21 protein-coding genes are annotated in these 17,777 nt (G+C 61.1%); 11 read left to right on the plus strand and 10 right to left on the minus strand.

What is annotated here, in order from left to right; genetic code table 11:
* Positions 1-237: 237 nt before the first annotated feature.
* On the minus strand, positions 238-660 hold the full coding sequence (locus ACGYLY_RS06520) for a hypothetical protein (RefSeq protein WP_395282421.1): 423 nt from the start codon (positions 658-660) through the stop codon (positions 238-240).
* Between the two features lie 322 nt (positions 661-982).
* Between ACGYLY_RS06520 and ACGYLY_RS06525 the strand changes: the two genes are divergently transcribed.
* The 3 genes from ACGYLY_RS06525 to ACGYLY_RS06535 all read left to right on the plus strand — a co-directional run bounded on the left by ACGYLY_RS06525 (position 983) and on the right by ACGYLY_RS06535 (position 3,553).
* Positions 983-1,228 carry a hypothetical protein gene (locus ACGYLY_RS06525; protein WP_395282420.1) on the plus strand — a complete coding sequence of 82 codons (246 nt, stop codon included), beginning with the start codon at positions 983-985 and terminating at the stop codon, positions 1,226-1,228.
* Between the two features lie 397 nt (positions 1,229-1,625).
* Positions 1,626-1,946: a hypothetical protein gene (locus ACGYLY_RS06530; RefSeq protein WP_395282419.1), complete on the plus strand. Its 321-nt coding sequence runs from the start codon at positions 1,626-1,628 to the stop codon at positions 1,944-1,946.
* A 257-nt stretch (positions 1,947-2,203) separates the two neighbouring features.
* Positions 2,204-3,553 carry an LVIVD repeat-containing protein gene (locus tag ACGYLY_RS06535; RefSeq protein WP_395282418.1) on the plus strand — a complete coding sequence of 450 codons (1,350 nt, stop codon included), beginning with the start codon at positions 2,204-2,206 and terminating at the stop codon, positions 3,551-3,553.
* A gap of 64 nt (positions 3,554-3,617) precedes the next feature.
* On the opposite strand, the gene ACGYLY_RS06540 is transcribed toward ACGYLY_RS06535, so the two are convergent.
* The 3 genes from ACGYLY_RS06540 to ACGYLY_RS06550 form a co-directional block, all read right to left on the minus strand.
* Entirely contained in the window at positions 3,618-4,190 is a 573-nt protein-coding gene (locus ACGYLY_RS06540) for a metal-dependent hydrolase (RefSeq protein ID WP_395282417.1), read from the minus strand.
* A gap of 239 nt (positions 4,191-4,429) precedes the next feature.
* On the minus strand, positions 4,430-4,741 hold the full coding sequence (locus tag ACGYLY_RS06545) for a HalOD1 output domain-containing protein (RefSeq protein WP_231183565.1): 312 nt from the start codon (positions 4,739-4,741) through the stop codon (positions 4,430-4,432).
* 153 nt (positions 4,742-4,894) lie between these two features.
* Positions 4,895-5,209: a HalOD1 output domain-containing protein gene (locus tag ACGYLY_RS06550; RefSeq protein ID WP_395282416.1), complete on the minus strand. Its 315-nt coding sequence runs from the start codon at positions 5,207-5,209 to the stop codon at positions 4,895-4,897.
* A 176-nt stretch (positions 5,210-5,385) separates the two neighbouring features.
* Between ACGYLY_RS06550 and ACGYLY_RS06555 the strand changes: the two genes are divergently transcribed.
* Both ACGYLY_RS06555 and ACGYLY_RS06560 read left to right on the plus strand, forming a co-directional pair.
* Positions 5,386-6,777, plus strand: coding sequence for a helix-hairpin-helix domain-containing protein (locus ACGYLY_RS06555; RefSeq protein WP_395282415.1), 1,392 nt, complete (start codon positions 5,386-5,388; stop codon positions 6,775-6,777).
* A 72-nt stretch (positions 6,778-6,849) separates the two neighbouring features.
* Entirely contained in the window at positions 6,850-7,134 is a 285-nt protein-coding gene (locus tag ACGYLY_RS06560; protein ID WP_395282414.1) for a hypothetical protein, read from the plus strand.
* Between the two features lie 10 nt (positions 7,135-7,144).
* Here ACGYLY_RS06560 and tpiA read toward each other — a convergent pair whose 3' ends face one another.
* Positions 7,145-7,789: a triose-phosphate isomerase gene (tpiA, locus tag ACGYLY_RS06565; protein ID WP_395282413.1), complete on the minus strand. Its 645-nt coding sequence runs from the start codon at positions 7,787-7,789 to the stop codon at positions 7,145-7,147.
* Positions 7,790-8,003: 214 nt separating this feature from the next.
* Here tpiA and ACGYLY_RS06570 point away from each other — a divergent pair, with 214 nt between their 5' ends.
* On the plus strand, positions 8,004-8,993 hold the full coding sequence (locus ACGYLY_RS06570) for a DUF4349 domain-containing protein (protein ID WP_395282412.1): 990 nt from the start codon (positions 8,004-8,006) through the stop codon (positions 8,991-8,993).
* 96 nt (positions 8,994-9,089) lie between these two features.
* Here the strand turns inward: ACGYLY_RS06570 and ACGYLY_RS06575 are convergent, their stop codons facing one another.
* Entirely contained in the window at positions 9,090-10,043 is a 954-nt protein-coding gene (locus ACGYLY_RS06575; RefSeq protein WP_395282411.1) for a TIGR03557 family F420-dependent LLM class oxidoreductase, read from the minus strand.
* A gap of 96 nt (positions 10,044-10,139) precedes the next feature.
* Entirely contained in the window at positions 10,140-10,691 is a 552-nt protein-coding gene (locus ACGYLY_RS06580; RefSeq protein ID WP_395282410.1) for a hypothetical protein, read from the minus strand.
* Positions 10,692-10,780: 89 nt separating this feature from the next.
* Between ACGYLY_RS06580 and ACGYLY_RS06585 the strand changes: the two genes are divergently transcribed.
* From ACGYLY_RS06585 to ACGYLY_RS06600, 4 genes are read left to right on the plus strand one after another with little or no spacing between them, the layout of a single operon-like run.
* Entirely contained in the window at positions 10,781-11,950 is a 1,170-nt protein-coding gene (locus ACGYLY_RS06585; RefSeq protein ID WP_395282409.1) for an aminotransferase class I/II-fold pyridoxal phosphate-dependent enzyme, read from the plus strand.
* Positions 11,947-12,465, plus strand: a complete 519-nt coding sequence (locus ACGYLY_RS06590; RefSeq protein ID WP_395282408.1) for an adenylate kinase family protein — start codon at positions 11,947-11,949, stop codon at positions 12,463-12,465. The genes ACGYLY_RS06585 and ACGYLY_RS06590 overlap by 4 nt, the downstream gene beginning before the upstream one ends.
* Positions 12,465-13,067 (plus strand): CDP-alcohol phosphatidyltransferase family protein, encoded by a 603-nt coding sequence (locus ACGYLY_RS06595; RefSeq protein ID WP_231183576.1) that lies wholly within the window; start codon positions 12,465-12,467, stop codon positions 13,065-13,067. Before ACGYLY_RS06590 ends, ACGYLY_RS06595 begins: the two co-directional genes overlap by 1 nt.
* A gap of 41 nt (positions 13,068-13,108) precedes the next feature.
* Positions 13,109-13,636, plus strand: coding sequence for a multiprotein bridging factor aMBF1 (locus tag ACGYLY_RS06600; RefSeq protein ID WP_231183577.1), 528 nt, complete (start codon positions 13,109-13,111; stop codon positions 13,634-13,636).
* Between the two features lie 157 nt (positions 13,637-13,793).
* Here ACGYLY_RS06600 and ACGYLY_RS06605 read toward each other — a convergent pair whose 3' ends face one another.
* The 3 genes from ACGYLY_RS06605 to ACGYLY_RS06615 all read right to left on the minus strand — a co-directional run bounded on the left by ACGYLY_RS06605 (position 13,794) and on the right by ACGYLY_RS06615 (position 16,448).
* The gene (locus ACGYLY_RS06605) at positions 13,794-14,228 is read right to left on the minus strand and encodes a hypothetical protein (RefSeq protein WP_395282407.1); all 435 of its coding nucleotides are present in this window, start codon (positions 14,226-14,228) and stop codon (positions 13,794-13,796) included.
* A gap of 53 nt (positions 14,229-14,281) precedes the next feature.
* Positions 14,282-15,022 carry an ATP-NAD kinase gene (locus tag ACGYLY_RS06610; protein ID WP_395282406.1) on the minus strand — a complete coding sequence of 247 codons (741 nt, stop codon included), beginning with the start codon at positions 15,020-15,022 and terminating at the stop codon, positions 14,282-14,284.
* A 115-nt stretch (positions 15,023-15,137) separates the two neighbouring features.
* Positions 15,138-16,448, minus strand: a complete 1,311-nt coding sequence (locus tag ACGYLY_RS06615) for a M28 family peptidase (protein WP_395282405.1) — start codon at positions 16,446-16,448, stop codon at positions 15,138-15,140.
* Between the two features lie 211 nt (positions 16,449-16,659).
* Between ACGYLY_RS06615 and pdhA the strand changes: the two genes are divergently transcribed.
* Entirely contained in the window at positions 16,660-17,721 is a 1,062-nt protein-coding gene (pdhA, locus tag ACGYLY_RS06620; protein WP_395282404.1) for a pyruvate dehydrogenase (acetyl-transferring) E1 component subunit alpha, read from the plus strand.
* Positions 17,722-17,777: the final 56 nt, after the last annotated feature.

Genomic DNA, 17,777 nt, shown 5'->3' on the forward strand with positions numbered 1-17,777 from the left:
TTCCAGATTCACAGAACAATGCGGTCCACGACTGGCAACAGATCGATTCGGCCGGATTTAAAAAAGGAAGTCATCATATGGGATTCTAGATCCGTGAATACCTTGGTTCACCGATTTCACTCGAAGTTTATTCACGTTGGGAAGGCATCGTGCATGATTGGGAACTCAACTTCGATAATGGTTTCCGGTCGATACGGACCTTGGATGCGGATTTATCTAACGTCTACTAATCATAGTTTACTCTTCGACATTTGTTATAATATTTTGCAGTCCACTATTTTCAATAATAAATCTGAATTTCACAGACTCTCCTGCCGAGATCTTCTTTGGCGGATTATCTCCTTCGATCTTTTTTTGTCCTATCTTATAGAAAGCTGGCTCTGCTGTTGTTTGCTTGTTGTTCTCGCCGAAGAGTTTCGCAACGACAGATGGCATCGTAGCTTTTCCGTTAGTGGTGTTTGTAACCTTCCCTACAACTACATATTTGGTATTCGCCTCGAGCAAAGAGCCGGATGACCAATGGTCGACTATTTCCGCGGAAAGAGGTGTAGTATTGTTAAGGTCTACATCTATCTGAGTCTCTTGGAGACACCCCGAGAACGAAACCATACCTACAGCTGAAATCGAAGAAATGGTTTTGAGATATGCTCGGCGGTTCATTATTAAAAGTTAATTGTCAGAGGTACATTTGAGTTTCGTCTTTGAGACGTGCTTCCTACAATTGTAAGAAAGAGTATTTGAATAGTTAAGGAACTGATCTTCCCGTCTCATCTTGGGGTTGTAGACTGCGAGAAACGAATCCGCGAAATTGCACACATCCATCGTGAGCGCCGTGTGCAAATCGAAACGATCACGAGTAACTCGGCACCGGTTCAATCGAGTTGATCGAGCGGTTCTCGGCGTTCTTTATATATGGTCAGTATTTCAGTCACCCGACAAAGCTAGGTTTCTAGGGGACGTGTGCAATAATATACGCCTTCGAATGACCGATTCACGGGAACTGCGAGTGGAATACTTCCTCAAGGCGACCGGCGAGAAGACCAAGAGCAAGGCGCTCGATCGCGCCGCCGAGTTCTATCTCCAGATGCGAGGTGACACTGCTGCAGTCCCGAACGGTGCGTTCGTCGAGCTGATGGAGAAAGCCGAGCGGCAAGGAAGCGTGACGGCGGAGGAAATCGCGGAGCTGCTCCACACGGACGAATTGCCTGTCGAAGTCCAAACGAGCTAGTCAGTCGGAATCGAGTAAATCGAATATATTCTCACAGTGTGTGGTTTTGCTGGAGAATTCGAATGAGTGCTATTCCAAAAAGGATACTTATGCCGAGGAATACCATTTGGAGGCCTGAACCAGGTGTTTCACGAGTAGCAAGCTTAAAAGAGAAGGCTAGACCGATGCAAACTCCCGCTATTTTCAGCGGTGTTGAAACCATCTGGTACACAATTACGTTTATCGGATTTATCTCTTCTGTCAAATAGGTGTGCTGGAACGAGCATGAACCGAGTACGGAATATCGTCGCTATTTTACTGGTTCCACCAGTCAACGATTCGATCATCATTGTCTTTATTTAGCGTATAGTGTGCCAATAGACGGTTATTTTTTATCTGACCGGTCAAAGAAATGCTTATGCAGGTGAAAAGCTATACCGCCACAGGTCCACAATTTTCGGAGCTCGAAGCAGCACTCACCGAGCGGTTTACTCCGGAAGAATCCCACACTGGAGACGGATTCGCGGTGCTGATGATTGAGAAGTATGAATTTTGGCGGACAAACTCAAACATGCAAGTCACAATAATTCTCGAATCTCTCTCCGAGAACTCTTGTTTGGTAAAGCTGACCGTGGGTGGGGGGCGAGCGGACTCCTCAATTGGACTCATGGATCGGAAACAAAGGTACTTCGAAAGATTACACGATAGATCGAGGAGATATTTGATGAACTCGGAATGATGGCCGAAGACGCCAGCTAGTGTCCACTTCAATGCCACTTACTGCTCTTGTCCGTGCGGATTCGAATGGGATTCTTCGTGACTATGAGGCCACCTCTTTTGGGCAGATAAAATGACCCATCGGTCGAGAACTGGACGGATAACCCGTAAGCGGAAACGCGTCGGAGTCGGTCGGTCGAAGGAGACTGCATCCGGGGTTCGTTTTCGTTTCAGACGACCCATAACAAAGGACGCGGTCGCCGTTGTGGATGATTCACGATGATACCAACCGACGATTCATGGACGCGTCGTCGAATGCTTCGGCAGTTCGGTGCGCTGCTCGCGGGTTCGTCGCTCGCGGGGTGCTCTCAAGTGAAAGACGCATCTCGTGAGCGCCAATCCACGACGACAACGACTTCGTCGACGGACCACGACTCACCGGTCGATCCCAGTGACGTATCGCTGCGAAAACTGGGACAGACGTACCTCTCGGCGGGTCCTCCTCCCGGTGGGGGATTTTCGGAAGTTTCGGTTCGGGAGGACGGTAAGTACGCCGTCGTCGGCACCAAGTGGGGCACGAGCGGGACCTTTCTCGTCGATCTCGGCGACAGAAGCGCGCCGAAGCGGGTACACTTTTTGGGGAACGCGGACGACGCGCCGAATCTGGACGTGAAGTTCGACGCCCGAGACGGATTGTATCACCGGGCGATAGAGGAGACGTGGCCGGGGAACTTCGAGGTCGTCGATTACGGCCACTCCGCCGGAACGCCGACGAACCCCACCGTCGTCGGCACCGTTTCGGACGGCAAGTCACACAACGTGAAACCGCACCCGACGGAGCCGGTTCTTTACACGATGAACTACGGACTGGAGACGAACGGGTTCGACGTGTACGACGTTTCGGATCCGACGACTCCTCGGAAGATCGGTTCGCACGGTCCGCAGGGAGCGGGTCACGACATCAACGTGGATTCGAAACGGGAGTTGCTCTGTTGTGCCTACCAGTCGGGGCAGTTCATCGGATTCATCATCTACGACGTGAGCGAGCCCCGGCATCCGGAGGAAATCGGTCGCTTCGACTACGAGAAGCGAAAGCCGTACGACGACGCACAGCTCGGCGAGGAGGCGTTCGGGGCGGCACACCACGGCCATTTCGACCCGCAGCGCGAGTTGCTCGTGTTCGGTGACGAACGCCCGCAGGGAATCCCGGGCGGCAAACACGTCTTCGATATCGGATGGAAAGACGGTTCACCGGAAAACCCGATTCCGGTCGGGTTTACCGTCTCGCCGAACGCACAGCACATGACCGGCGACTACGCGAGCCGCTTCGATTGGACGGGTCACCACTTCGATATCGTTTCCGGCGAAGCGGCGACGCTGGTGGTTGCCGCTGATTGGCACGAGGGGACCGTAGTGTACGACATCACCGATCCGACGAACCCACAGCCCGTGGACCGGTATCCCACTGACGATGGCGTGAACGACATCGCGCTCAACGACGAAGTCAAACAACTCGGGTCGCCGCCGATGGCGTGGAAGGCCGTTTACAACGACGCACGAGATCTCGTCGTCGTGAGCGATGTCTTCACCGGCCTCTACACGTTCGAACTGACGCCAGCGTTGAAATGAGTCGCCCGGAAGGTGTACTAGCTGCGAGAAAGTGACCGACGTCTTCGGTTTCGGTCGGCGGGAGTTATCGCCCGACGACGGCCCTTTTCAGTTCCGCGACGACCGGCGCGCCGTCGATCAGCCATAGGAGGAACACGCAGAAGTACGGGGCGAGGTAGATGCCGATTATCATCAGCTGTTTTTCCGTCGAGAGCGAGTGGAAGAACGCGCCGATGATGTGGAACGCCCGGTCGAACAGCGACACTTCGTGGCCGTAGGGCGGAAGGGTCACGACGGGCCACAGCACGCGGTCGAACGGCGACCCGTGGTGCTCCATCATGGCCATGAGGATGTCGCCGACGAGGTGGGACCAGTAGCCGACGGCGAAGGCGGCGGCGACGGCGGCGCGGTTTTTGTACAGGCCGACGGCGAGTACTAACAGTCCGATCGGAATCGCCACGAACACCGAGTGGGCGACGGAGTACCCCTGCGGGAACAGGTGGAGTCCCCACGAGAGGGGTTTATCCACGAGGTCGGGCAACTGGGTTCCGAAGAGGAGGGCGAGTACTGCCTGTGCGGACGGCGGTGCGCGCGTCCACACGCGGTGGCCGAGCGAATACAGGGTGTACCCGAACGCGGCGTGTCCCCACGGCATCATGGAGTTATCACCGCCCGGCGGGCGTGGATGCGACGGAACGGACGGGACGAACCGGACGTTCGTATCGACTCCCTGTCTGAATATCTCATCACCCTGTAGGTAGTAAGTCGAGGGTTAAAAAGTTCGGAGAACTAGCCGTCCGTTCGTCGAACTGCCGATGAACGTGGGAGATACCGATGCGTCAGAAAACTCGATGACTGTCGCTGTCAGCGGGTTGAACCGTGTGAGATGGCGGCCGTCTACTCTTTCACGACGACTTTGCCGTTCGCGTCGACGGTCACTTCGTACACGTCGTAGTGGAAGGTGATGGAGACGTTGTCCCGTGCATCCCCGTAACGGCGGGTTCGGAACAGCGCGTCGATGGCGTCGCAGTTGACGACGGCGTGGAGCGGTTGCATCCGGTTCGGTTCCGCATCCATGACTGTTGCGAGGGCGCGGACGAGACCGGCGCACGTGTGTCCGTTCGCCATCTCGCGTTCGATGTTGAAGACGTAGGTCGAAGACGTTTCGGCGGGGTTGTCGTCGTTAACGTTCTCTATTTCGATCTCCATACGATCATCACTGGGTGTATTGACCACAGGTATACTACTTCACTCTCAGAGGTGAGGCGGTAATATAGCTATCGGCGGTTCCCGAAATAGAGAAAACGGTTAGCAACCGTCATGTCGAACCGTTGGAGGGTCGCGTGGGGGACGTTGTCGGCGTCAGTTGTCTCCCGATGCGGTCTCGGATGCCGAAGAGAAGGGTTGGGAATCCCGAACGTGCTCGATCTCGATCCGTCCGTCACTGTGGACTGTCACTTTGTGGGGACCGTACTGAAACTCGACGTTCCCGTTCGCTCGGGTCTCCCCGCGATACGTCGCGGAGAAGAGCGAGTCGAGTGCATCAGGGTCGATGATATCGTACAGTACGGGCCTGATCTCCGTGGGGGTCGTTCCCTCGTGTTCGGCGATTGCATTGATTACCCGGATACTCAGTCGCTCATCGGCATTCGAACGTCCTTCGTGGGGCGCGACCATCGTAGGAACCGCTACCACATATCGGTGTATAAACATAGCGAAATCTCATGTAGATGGCTTGAGAAACGTATTAATCGCCAGTGGCTGTAAAAAATGTCAATGTATATTTCAAACCATCTTTCACTTTCGGCGTGGTTTGCACACCTTCATTCCGATCGCCCACCAACTCCCTCACAATGTCGAACCGCGGCGGTTCACGCTTGCCCGGCGTCGGAGAGGAACGCGAGGAGCGTATCGTCCTTCACGTCGATATGGACTGTTTCTACGCGTCCTGCGAGCGACTCCGCGAACCGGCGCTTCGCGGCGAACCGGTCGTCGTCGGGATGGGATACGAGGAGGGCGAAGAACACGGTGCCGTCGCTACCGCGAGTTACGAGGCGCGGGAACACGGCGTAGAGAGCGCCCAAGCGATTGGAAAGGCTCTCGAACGACTGCCGCGGAAGGCGGAGGATGACGCAACTGCTACTGGCAGTGACGACGGTAATGAGGGAGAAGACGACGCTGACGAGGTGGACGAGGAGAACGAATTGGGCTACTACCGCCCTGTCGATATCGAGTTCTACAAATCGGTCAGCGCGGACGTTCGCGCCATCCTCCACGACTGCGCGGCCACCGTGCGCGAAGTGAGCATCGACGAGGCCTACCTCGACGTCACGGACCGAACCGCGTGGAACGTCGCCGAGGGGTTCGCTCGCCACGTCAAAAACCGAATCGAGCGCGAAGTCGGCGTCACGGCGAGCGTCGGCGTCGCGCCGAACATGAGCGCGGCGAAGATAGCGAGCGACCACGACAAACCGGACGGCTTGGTCGTCGTCGAACCGGGAACGGTGAGCGAATTCCTCGCCCCGCTCGACGTCGCCGAGATACACGGAATCGGGCCGGTGACGGCGCGAACGCTCCGCGAGATGGGTATCGAGACGGCAGGGGACCTCGCGGACGCCGACCCGCGCGTCCTCTCGGACCGGTTCGGGGAACGCGGCCGGGAACTCTACCATCGGGCACGCGGCGATGACGACAGGCGGGTGACGCCGACCGGCCGCCCGAAGAGCCTCTCGCGCGAATCGGCGTTCACCGACCCGACGACCGATTCCGCGGAGAAACGCGAACGCGTCAGTACCCTCGCGGAGGCCGTCGCCGAACGCGCCCGCGACCGAAACGCGATGTATCGGACCATCGGCGTGAAGGTCGTGACTCCACCGTTCGACGTTCACACCCGCGCACGATCGCTTTCGGGGCCGGTTGACGACCCCGGACTGGTCGAGGAGGTGGCCCTCGACTTGCTCACCGAGTTCGACGACGACAGGGTTCGAAAGGTCGGCGTGCGCGTATCGAACCTCCAGTTCACGGAGAGCGACCAGACGAGTCTCGACGGGTTCGACGCGCCGGAAACGACGGAAAACCGACCACGGCCATCGCAGTCGGGGGATGAAGGGGAATCGTCCGAAAAATCGACGGTCGGCGCCGATTCCGGTTCGACGGCGGAGACCGAACCGCCGGACGAACCGGACGAGGAGAACGACGGTGAGACGCGTTCCCGCGACGGACAGGTGTCGCTCACCGACTTCTGACGTTCGGTCCTCCGAGTTTCGAACGTCGCTTCATCCGGACCGCTGATTACCCTCGCCTGTGTACACCGGTACATGAACAAGTTGGCCGTGGCGGGCGAAGCGGACGGTCGTTGGCGTCTCCCGCAACACGCCCACATCATCGTCTACGAGGCGGAGGGCGGCGACGAACTCCTCACCATCTACGACTGCGGCGCGGCCCAAAAACCGCCGTCGGCCCAGCTAATCGGCAACCTCGTTCGCGTCCGGGCGGACCACGAACTGGAGCGGACGGTCACGGGCTACATCGTCAGCATGCGCGAGGAATCAGTGTTAGAGCGACAAGAGAAGGACCACTTCGTCATCGTTTCAGACGAATAGTTCGAACCGATTAGAGCGGTTCGACGAGGTTTTCCAACGCGGCTTTCGGGTCGTCGGCTTTCGCGACGCCGCTCGCCAACAGGACGCCCTCCGCGCCGAGGTCACGGGCCGCCACGAGGTCCTCGCCGGTGCTGATGCCCGCACCGCAGTAGACGCTCACGTCCTCATCGACCGCTTCCGCGGCCGTCACCGCGTCGGTGACGATGTCCGGGTCGGCCTTGCTGACGGGGGTGCCGCTCCCGATGAGTTCCGGCGGTTCGACGGCCACGGCGTCGGGGCCGAGCGCGGCGACGGCACCGACCTGTTCGGGGTTGTTCGCACAGACCGTGGTGTCGAAGCCGACGCGCTCCGCGGCGTCGAGTCCGGCGTCGATGTCCGCGAGTTTGAGTCTGCACTCGGAGTGGTTGAGCATGGTTCCGGTCGCACCCGCGTCGGCGACGGCCTCCGCGAGGGCGCTTCCGGTGTGGCTTCCGTGTTCGACCGGGCTGACGTGTTGTCCCCACGTCTCGACGCCCGTGTCGGCGACGCGCGAGAGGTGGGCGGTCTGCGGTGCCACGGCGATATCGACGCCGTAGTCGTCGCTCACGTTGCGGGCCGCCTCCGCGATTTCTACCGGGTCGCAGGGGTAGGCTTTCAGGTTGACGAGTACGAACATATCCGAAGCGACTGTCGGCGGCCCCAAATAGGTTGCGTCATTCGAAAGTGAAGGGTGGAGACGGTGAAAAATGGAGACGAGAACGACGGAAACCGGGACGAAAGCGGAACGAGGAACGGTCCCCTGGAACGACGTGGAAACGGACGAACGGATGGGTGAAACGTCTCTTTCACTCTACACAACGGTTTTGTTTGTAGGTTTACCAGTATCTCCCATGACAACACGGACTCGAAAACTGGCCGTCCTTTCGCTGGTCCTCCTCGTCGCGCTCGCCGGCTGCTCCGGCATGGGCGGGGACGACGCTGCAAAGGAGAACGGGAACTACGATACCGGTCGTTCCGACGGCGGCGGTTCGGGCGGCGGCAACGCGGGAGACGGACAAGCCGACGGAGGGTCGCCGGCACAATCCGCGCTGGTCGTCCAGCAACGGATGCTCATCCGAACCGGCGACCTCTCGCTGTCGGTGGAGAGCTTCGACAACGCGAGCCGGGTGCTGACCGAGTTTGCCAGCGAACGCGGCGGATTCGTCAGCGACTCCTCCCAGCGCGTCCATCGACGCGGCAACGACACGTGGACCACCGGAAAAGTCGTCTTCCGTATCCCGAAGGACGACTTCTCGGCGTTCTTCGAACGGGCCAAGCAGGCGGGGGAAGTCCAGGAGTCGAACACGGGGACCGAGGACGTGACCGACCAGTTGGTCGATTTGAAGGCTCGCCTCGATAACCTCCAATCACAACGCGACAAACTCCGGGCGCTTTACGAGAACGCGAGCGACACGGAGGACGTTCTCGCCGTCCAAAAGCGTCTCTCCGCCGTCCAGTCCGACATCGAGCGACTGGAAGCGAAACAGCAATCGCTCGAAGGACGGGTCGCCTACTCGACGGTGACGGTGCGGATGCAGGAACCGCAACCGGATTCCGAGGCGGAAACCCCCGCCGAGAAATCGTGGTACGACACGGGCGTCGTCTCCGCGTTCCTCGATTCGGTCGATGGCGTCGTCGTCATGCTTAGGGCGTTCGTCGTCGGCATCGCGTACCTTCTCCCATATCTGGCCGTCCTCGGGATTCCTGTCGGGGCGGTACTGCTCGTGCGCCGTCGGTCGAAGTCGAACGCGTCGTCGGTTACGCATGTGACGGAAGCGGATGAGAACGAAGCGGCGGACGTGGACGAAAAGGCGAACGTGGACGAAGAGACCGACGAGTGAGCGTACGGGCAGCGCAAGTGGTCGTCGGGAACGGTCCCGATCCCATCCCCTCGGCACCGTACGGCGTTTCGAGTTTTCGGGCGTTTCTTCTGCCGTTCACTGCACGTCCGGCAACACTTCCTCCTCGTAGAATCGGAAGAAGGAGTCTTGGTCGGGGCCGATCTGGTGAACGTAGACGTGGTCGTACCCCGCGTCGGCGAACTGCTCTAAATTCTCGATGTGCGTCTCCGGGTCCGGGTCGGTCACGATGCTTCCCTCCGCGATGTCCTCGCGGGTGACCATCTGGCAGGCCTGCTCGAAGTGCGTCGGCGTCGGTAGTTGCGAGTTGAGTTCGCCGGCGAGTGCGCTGTTCGGCCACCATTCGTGAGCAGTGTCGATGGCCTCCTCCTCGTCCTCCGCGTAACAGACGGTCATTTGGCTATACCGCGGTCCCTCGCCGCCGGCCTCCTCCCACGTCTCCACGGTGTCCTGCGGGCCGACGCTCCAGAACCCGTCTCCGAGTTCCGCGGCGGCCCGCGCCGCCCGCTTCCCGTAGGCGGAGACGATGATGTCGGGTGGTTCCTCGGGGAGCGTGTAGAGACGCGCGTTTTCGACGGTGAAGTGGTCGCCGTAGTAGCTCTGCTGTCCGCCCTGCCACAGTTTGCGGATGATTTCGATGGCTTCTTCGAGCATCTCGGTCCGAACCGCGTGTTCCGGCCAGTGTTCGCCGGTGACGTGTTCGTTCAGTCGCTCGCCCGTTCCGACGCCGAGGAAGAACTTCCCCTCGAACATCGTGGCGGCGGTGGCGGCGGCCTGTGCGACGACGGCCGGATGGATTCGCATGATGGGGCAGTTCACGCCGATTCCGACCGGCAAATCGTCCGTCGCCCGTGCGACCCCACCCAACGTGGACCAGACGAACGGCGCGTTCCCCTGCTGGCTTATCCACGGGTGGTAGTGGTCCGAGATGGACGCGAACTCGAAGCCCACCTCCTCAGCGCGGACGGCGTGGTCTACCAGTTCGTTCGGCCCGTGCTCCTCGCTCGAGATGGTGTAGCCGATCTGCGTCATTGTGCTCCCCCGTCAGCGGACGAATCGAATGTCATGCTATCAGCGCTACATCGTTCCCCCGCATGAGGTCTCTGGCTGAAAACGCAAGGACGGTTATTAGCGTTGAAGACGCTCGAACCGCTTCGGACTGGGTTCGTGCGAACGTTGCTGCTCGCGTCGTTGTCGCTGCTGTCGGTGCTGTTGCTGCCATCGCCGTTCCGGTTCGCGTTCTTGCTGGTGTCGTTGCTGCTGGCGATGGTCGCCGCGCTGCCGTCGTTTCCCGTATCGCCGTTCCCGCTGTAGGCGTTCCTGCCGTTGCTTTCGCTCCTGTCTGCCGCCACGAATCACGGTTCGCTCGACGTCGCTCAGGTCCCGTTCGGACCCGCCCCGCCGTTCGCTCCGTCGATGACGGCCGTAGCGTTTCCGCTCTTGCTGTCGCTGCCGGTGTTCGTGTCGCTGTCCTCGTTCGTTGCCGCCTCGACGATGGCCGGCTTTCGATCCGTATCGCCGTTGCTGGTTCGTTCGTTTTCGCCGCTCCCCTCGTCCTTGTCTCGTCTGTCCCCCGTTCCCCACCCGTCCCTGTCCTTGCTCCCGCGGGCCGCCGTACCGTTGCGTCTCGGATTCGCCCTCCTGATTGCGTTGGCTCTCGCGATGCAGATGGTGTGTCATTGTACCTCACGGCTGAGTCGGTCGGAAATCGCTTAGTCGTGCTGGCCGCGGGTGGCCACGCTTAAGACCGGTCGGTGACACCTCCCGACATGGAACCACGAGACCTCTCCGCGCACGTCGCGTATCAGGCCGGACGGGGCATCGAGGAGGTCGCTCGGGAACTCGGAATCGACCCGGACGACCTCGTGAAACTCGCATCCAACGAGAACCCCTTCGGTCCGAGTCCGGCGGCCGTCGAGGCCATTCGAGACGCCGCCCGAAACGCGAGCACGTACCCGAAAGCGTCACATACGGACCTCACCGCACGCCTCGCCGACCGCTGGAACGTCTCGGACGAGCAAGTTTGGCTGGCGAACGGCGGCGACGGCGCGCTGGATTACCTCGCGCGCGCCATGCTCGACCCGGGCAACTCCGTCCTCGTCCCCACCCCCGGATTCGCTTACTACGGGATGAGCGCTCGCTACCACCACGGCGAGGTGAACGAGTATCACCTCTCCCCGGAGGACGGTTTTTCGCTGACCGCCGACACCGTACTCTCGGGGTACGACGGCGAGCGAATCGTTTACCTGACCAGTCCGCACAATCCCTCTGGCGGCCGGTTCTCGCTCGACGCTGTGACTGAAATCGCCGAGGAAACCGACGAGGAGACGCTCGTCGTCGTGGACGAAGCCTACGGCGAGTACGCCGACGCGCCGAGCGCGATTTCCCTGTTGTCGGAGCGCGATGACAACGACACGCCAGAGGGCGTGTCTGGCAATCCCTCTCCGCGCGATGACAGCGACGCACCTGTCGGCGCATCTGGCAATCACGCACTGCGTGATGACGTCGCCGTCCTGCGTACCTTCTCCAAGGCGTACGGATTGGCGGGGATCCGTCTCGGCTACGCCGTCGTCCCCGAGGCGTGGGCCGACGCGTACGCACGCGTGAACACGCCCTTCGCGGCCAGCGAACTCGCCTGCCGGGGCGGCCTCGCGGCGCTCACGGACGACGACCACGTCGAGAAATCCGTCGAGACGGCTCGCTGGGCGCGAGAGTACATCTACGAGAACCTCGATGCGCCGACGTGGGAGAGCCACGGAAACTTCGTCCTCGCGGATGTCGGGGACGCGGACAGGGTCGCAGAGGCGGTCCAAGAGCGCGGCGTCATCCTTCGGGACTGCACGAGTTTCGGGCTTCCCGACTGCGTGCGCATCACCTGCGGGACTGAGGAGGAAACGCGCCGCGCGGTGCGCGAACTCAACGAGGTGCTGTCCACGTGAGGGTCGCCGTCACCGGGACGCCGGGCACGGGCAAGACGACGGCGACCGGACTGGTCGAATCCGACCTCGAAACCGTCCACCTGAACGACGCGATTCGGGAGGAGGAACTCCACGACGGGACGGACGAGGAGCGCGGAAGCCTCTATGCGAACTTCGACGCGATTCGGGAGTGGTTGGACGAACGGGGCGACGGCGGCGACGGGTTGCTCCTCGACTCGCACCTCGCACACCACTTCGACGCGGAGAAGGTCGTCGTGCTGCGCTGTCAGCCCGAGCAGTTGCGCGAGCGACTGCTCGAACGCGGCGAAACGGCGGCGAAAGCCGACGAGAACGCCGAGAGCGAAGCCCTCGACGTGATTCTGTCCGAATCCGTCGCGGAACACGGCGCGGAGTCGGTTTACGAAATCGACACGACCGACCGAACGCCCGAGGCCGTCGCGTCGGATATCGAGGCGGTTATTCGCGGCGAGAGAGAACCGTCCGCCGGAACAGTCGATTATCTGGAGTACCTCTAATGCTCGACCAACTTCGTCCCGTCGCGAACCGCGCGCTTCGACCGTTCGTCTCGGCGTCGAGAACCCTCGGATTGACGCCCAACGCGGTGAGTATCGTCGCGTTCGTCCTCGCGGGTGGTGCCGGGGTGGCGTTCTACGTCGCCCCGGACGACCCCGTCTGGTATCTCGTCGGCGGCGTTCTCGTCTTCCTGAACGGTTGGCTCGACATCTTGGACGGCGCGCTCGCCCGCGAACTCGGTACCGACTCGCCCGCTGGCGACCTGCTCGACCACGTCCTCGACCGCTACGCCGACATCATCCTCATCGTCGGGTTCGCGGCGGGAATCGGCGAGTACGCCCTCGGGTTAGCGGCTATAACTGGCGTGCTGATGACATCGTACCTCGGCACGCAGGCACAGGCGGTCGGACTGGACCGCGTCTACGGCGGCCTCCTCGGCCGTGCCGACCGGTTGGCGCTCATCGGCGTCGTCGGTGCGTTGGCAGCGTTCGTCCAATCCGTCGGCGGCTATTCCGTCGTGGCGCTCCTCCTCGTCCTGTTCGCCGTCGTCGGCCACTTCACGGCGCTCCAGCGCTTCTACTATTCGTGGCGCGCCTTGGCCTGACGTGGCGTGCCATTTATGAGTCGAGACGGTAAATAGCACGTATGGTTCAGTGTGAGATGTGCGGTGCCGAAACGGCGTCTCCCAAGACTATCAAAGTCGAAGGCGCGGAGCTCGACGTGTGCGACAACTGCGCCGACTTCGGGACCGAGGTGAAGACTCAGCAGTCCTCTTCCACCTCGACCAAGTATTCGACGTCCTCGTCTTCGGGTAACTCGAACACCAGCACTGGCAGTTCAGGGTCGTCCGGCGGGTCGCGTTCGCGCCGGAAGGACATGTTCGACGATATGGAGGAGATAGCGCAGGATTACGACGACAGAATCCGCAACGCGCGCGAATCGACCGGTCTGAGTCAGGAGGACCTCGCCAAGGACCTCAACGAGAAGGCGAGCCTCATCCGCAAACTCGAACACGGCGACATCCTGCCCAGCGACAGCGTGCAGAAGAAACTGGAGAAGAAACTCGACATCAGCCTCACCGTCGGTAGCGCCGGGGCTGACGACGAGGAGTGGAGCGGCGGCAGTTCGACCGGCAGTTACACGCTGGGCGATGTCGTGAAGCGCAAGGACTGAATCCGGCGACCCTGTCTTTCGCTTTTTTCTGATTCTCGGCGCGTGGTGAGACAACGAGTGCGAGAGTACGTACTCGAAGCCAAGCGTCCATCAATAATCGAAATCCCACGACTCGGGACTCGGAGACGAGAAGAAAAACGGGAGCGACGGGACCGTTTCAGATAACGGTGTCCCAGAGCGGTTTGATGATGAAGAAGACCGTCTCGTAGCCGATATACATGAGGACGATGACGGACGCCAAGACGGCGGCTTTGGGCTTTTCGAGCGGGAGGCCCCGGCGAAGCTCGACGGAACGGGCTTCGATTTCGAAGAAGTCCGTGATGACGAGACCGAGGACGAGCGTCGAGAGGACGATACCGCCGTGGTGGTGCAGCGTCAGGAAGTAGAACGCCGAGAGGACCAGCAGGACGTTGCTGACCTCGTGCGGAATCCAGCGACTCAGTGTCTCCGTGTCGTCGTCTTTCGCCTGTTTCTCGTAGTTACGCGACGCGAGGATGCGCGTCAACATGTTGACCAACACGAGTCCGAAAACGACGAAACCCGCGTAAGGTTCGAGCACATCGATGGGCCCGAGTAATGATAGGGGTTGCATGCTCGAAACTCTGTGCGACAGCGTATTATATTCTTTCCAATTGGGCCGCTCCGTCACTCGGCGAAAAACCGCCGACTCGATTCCACGCTGACGAGTTCCAGCACGCCGCCGAACGTGATTTCGACCGGTTCGTGCGGTTCGACGGCACGGACCGATTGGTCGTCGGCGAGGAGTTCCACCGCGTCCTCGTCCCGTTCGACGGCCAGCGTCACCGGGCCGCGGAGTATCCAGTCGTCCACGTGGATGGCGAACGGCGCGACGGGGACCACCGAGACGACGCCCGCGCCCTGTTCGACCACCGGCCCACCCGCGTCGCGTGCGTACCCTAAACTCCCGGTCGGCGTGGCGACGACCACGGCGTCCGCCCTGAACTGGGACACACGTTCGTCCTCGACGTTGACGCTGTATTCGGAGATTCGTGCGGGTTCGCTCGTGACGAGTGTCATTTCGAACAGCGCATCGGCCACGTACTCGCCGTCGACCGTCGCCGAGAGGAGGGGGCGACCCGTCGTCGTCCACTTTCCCGCGAGAAGGTCCTCGATGGCGGATTCGACGTCGGTCAGCGGGACGCTTTCGAGTCCCGGTCCCGCATCGACCGGGAGAATGGGAACCGACGCATCGGCACGCACGAGGTCCGTGATCGCCCGCTCGCCCACCGCGACGACGACGGTCGGGTTCGCATCGAGGACGGTCCTCGCGTCCTCGCTCACCGTCCACTCGGCGTCGTCGCCGAGTGCGGCGTCGATTTTCTCGATGGAATCGCCGTCCGCGCTCGGTACGACACCTACACGCATTCTGGCCTCCGTTCGTGGTGGTCGTGTGGTTCGGTCATTACCTGAACAGTCTCACCCCGACCTGAAAAGGATACCGCGCTTCGAGTAAACTCGTGGCGTAAAAACGCGTGACGGGTTACTCGTCGTACGGCCAGTCGCCGATGATTTTCATCCCCGCCGCTTGGTCCTCGGCTTCGAGCGCGTCGGCGATTTCCGCGGGCGCCTTGTGTTCGACCTCAAACTCGTCGCTCGCGAGGAGAACCGCGAGTTCGGTGAGGAGGATGGCCTGTTCGCGGAGATTACGTACTTCGACCTTGTCCAACGTGTCGGCGAAGGTGTGGCCCCACCCTCGGCCCTCGTCGCCCGTCTCGCTCATGACGTGGTAGCCCGGAACGCCCCACTGGACGAAGGGCCAGTGGTCGCTGTGTGGTCCCTGTTCGGGAATCGTCGAGACGGGGTGGCCGTACCGGTCCGCGATTTCGTGGGCCGCGTCGTCCAGTTCGTCGAACCCGTGCGTGGTGAACGTGAGCGTTCGCCCTCGGGCCACGCCGTCGTTGTTCAGGATGGCCTTGATGCCGTCGAAGTCGGTGACGCTCGCCATGTGCGACGACCCGTCGAGTCCGACCTCCTCGGCACCGAAGGCGACGAAGTGGACCTTCGTGTCGAGTTCGTCCTCGCGCTCCGCGAGCGCGTTCGCCATCTCGACGACCATGGCCGTCCCCGCGCCGTTGTCCATCGCACCTTCGGCGATATCGTGGGCGTCGATGTGGCTGGTGACGAGGACTTCCTGCTCGGTGTCCGGACCGAGTTCGGCGTGGACGTTCTGGCTGGTCGCGTCGTACGCATCGGCGTCGACGGTAACCGTCACGTCGTCGCCTTCCCAACGCCGGGAGAGCCGTGCGCCGACTTCTTTGCTCACGCCGACTGCTGGGATGTCGCCGATGGGGTCCGCTTCGGTGCCGACGCTGCCGGTCGGCGGGAGACAGCCCTCGACGTGGTTTCGGAAGACGAAGGCGGCCGCACCGCCGTCGACGGCGTAGTAGTACTTCTCCCGTCGGTGGATGAACCGGTCGAAGTAGCTCGGGACGTTCGAGGCGACCATCACGACCTTCCCCTCGATGTCGTGTTTCTCGAAGTCGTCCGGGAGTCCGTAGCCGAGGTCTACCAACTCACCGTCGACGCTTCCGGCGGGACTGCGCGGGAGCGCGATGCTGTCCTGCGTCGTCTCGCCAGCTTCGATGGAACTGGATCCCCGCGTCCAGCCCTGTACGCCGAACTCTTCCAACCGGGCGTTCCGTGCGCCGGCCTCGGCGAGCGCGTCGCGGGTGACTTCCGCGGCCGCTCGTTCGCCGTCGCTTCCCGTCATACGGTTCCCGATATCGACTATCGTTTCGAGGAAATTCCATCCCGCGTCGCTCGTGAACGTCCGCCCGATCCACTGTGACATACGCCTACACATCTCTCAGCCCCCGCCTAAATGTTTCGAAACGTAACATCCTGACAAATCGTCGGTTATTCCGTCACTTTCGGGATAATCTCCGACGATTTATAATTCGGATACTTAAACCACCTCCCGATTGTTCCCAATATACCGTTCAAGCCGATGCTTTATAACGAACGATGGCGTTTGACCGATAGACAGTCGGTGATTCCAAGATATGGCTTCACAAGCACCCGATATGGCGCGCGTGGTCGGACTCGATGGCAATGTCGAAGGGGACGTGAATCTCTCCTCGGCGGACGTGAAAAAGATGTACCGATTACAGGTACTCGCCCGCACATTCGACGAGAAAGCCGTCTCGCTCCACCGGCAGGGGCGAATCGGGACCTACGCGCCCTTGCAGGGACAGGAAGCAGCACAAGTCGGAGCGGCATACGCGCTTTCGCCGGACGACTTCTGCTTCCCGACCTACCGCGACCACGGGATATACATCACCCGCGGACACGCGATTCGGGACATCCTGCTCCACCTCTCGGGGGCGGGAAACTACGTGGACCGTGAGGAAGCGGAGGGATTGCGAACCTTCCCGCCGACGATACCCATCGCCACCCAGTTGCCCCACGCCGTCGGCGTCGGCATGGGCGCGAACTACAAGGCCGACGATTGTGCCGTTCTCGCGAGCTTTGGCGACGGAGCGACGAGCGAGGGCGACTTCCACGAGGCGATGAACTTCGCGGGGGTGTTCGAGACGCCGACGGTGTTCTTCTGTCAGAACAACCAGTGGGCGATTTCGGTGCCGTGGGAGCGCCAAACCGCGAGCGCCACCATCGCCCAGAAGGCACATGCCTACGGCTTCGAAGGCGTTCGAGTGGACGGAAACGACGTACTCGCCGTCTATCGAACCGTCTCGGACGCACTCCAACGCGCGAAGGACGGCGAACCCATTCTCGTCGAAGCGGTCACGTATCGACAGGGTGCCCACACGACGACCGACGACCCGACGAAGTACCGCGACGACGCCGAAGTCGATGCGTGGGCCGAGAAGGACCCGCTCGACCGGACTCGGGAGTACCTCGAAACCGAACACGGCTGGACCGACGAGGACGACGCCGCGCTTCGCGAGGAGGCAAAAGAGAAAGTGGCGGAAGCCGTGAATGCTGCCGAAGCACACGACGGCTACGACGTGGACGCCATTTTCGACCACGTGTACGCGAACGGACACCCGCGCCATCCGGACCAGCGCGCCGCGGTCCCTGAAAACCCAGACGTGGACCGCTGACGCCGGAACGCCGATGTTTTTCGGTCACTTCGTCCCTCGGTTTGAGCGTCGCCAGC

The sequence above is a fragment of the Haladaptatus sp. CMAA 1909 genome (assembly GCF_043952005.1).
Lineage (GTDB): Archaea > Halobacteriota > Halobacteria > Halobacteriales > Haladaptataceae > Haladaptatus.